This window comes from Mesorhizobium sp. M2A.F.Ca.ET.067.02.1.1, from assembly GCF_004023285.1.
Classification (GTDB): Bacteria; Pseudomonadota; Alphaproteobacteria; order Rhizobiales; family Rhizobiaceae; genus Mesorhizobium.
The window spans coordinates 1-848 of the sequence record NZ_RZSB01001273.1 but is presented as its reverse complement, the minus strand read 5'-3'; the positions used below and the strand labels follow the sequence as shown (position 1 = coordinate 848).

2 protein-coding genes are annotated in these 848 nt (G+C 56.1%); one reads left to right on the top strand and one right to left on the bottom strand.

Going from position 1 to position 848, the window contains the following annotated elements; translation table 11 throughout:
• Window positions 1-156, bottom strand: a 156-nt coding sequence (locus EOA28_RS37270) for a tRNA-dihydrouridine synthase (protein ID WP_189342421.1), incomplete at its 3' end; no start/stop codon positions are given.
• 492 nt (window positions 157-648) lie between these two features.
• Between EOA28_RS37270 and EOA28_RS37260 the strand changes: the two genes are divergently transcribed.
• Entirely contained in the window at window positions 649-837 is a 189-nt protein-coding gene (locus EOA28_RS37260) for a DUF3606 domain-containing protein (protein ID WP_127250562.1), read from the top strand.
• Window positions 838-848: the final 11 nt, after the last annotated feature.

The following is an 848-nucleotide window of genomic DNA, read 5'->3' as shown; positions in this document are numbered from 1 at the left end:
CCGTTCACGCGCGCGGTGGATGACCGCGTCCGCCACAACCATCTCGGTGTAGAGCAGCGCGCGTCTCGTCAACTGACGGTGGAAGAACCGGCAATGCCGATCCGTCCAGTCCATCATGGGCGCAACGGCTACCCTATGCTCTTGATTTTTCATCATTTTTCATTTAACATGAATTTCTTAGAACCTGCCGAGTGCACACGAATTTACGCCAGAATACGACCCTCTTCGCCAAGTTTCGATCTCTCAGCGCACACGGAGCGCACACGAAAAAATGGCCACCTATACGGAGCTCTCATCCGGTTCCTGGCGCGTGCAGGTTCGTCGCAAAGGTCGCTACGTCAGCGAGACGTTCTTGCGCCGAGACAACGCACGACGATGGCCAACCGAAACCGAACGCCAAGTCGACCGCGGCGAGACACCGACCAAGTCTCGTGTAGCGCGCCTTAAAACTTTCGGCGAAATCATCGACCTCCATATCGACGACATCTGCGATGTAGGCAAGTCCCCTCGCCGCTCCAAGGCCGCCGCCCTCGATATGCTCCAACGACAGCTGGGGAAATGCAACATCGCGGCTCTCGATCGCGAACGGCTCATCCTATTTGGTCGTGAGCGAGCCGCCCAAGGTGAAACGCGACATGGAGGAAGGCTATGGCGGACGACAAATCCAAGAGAGGCAAACAGGACAGAGCTCGGGTTTCGGCAAGCGAGCCGTATGAAGTCAATTACTTTGCCCGGAAGCATGGCATCACTAAGGATCAAGCCCTGAAAATCATCAAAGACACCAAGGGCAATCGGGACAAAGCGAATGCTGCCGCTGAGAAAATCTCTGGCAAGTAGAGCCTCGGCAC

Bases quoted from the DNA above. Each gene is read 5' to 3' on its own strand.
- EOA28_RS37260 (WP_127250562.1), top strand. From the start codon at position 649: ATGGCGGACGACAAATCCAAGAGAGGCAAACAGGACAGAGCTCGGGTT.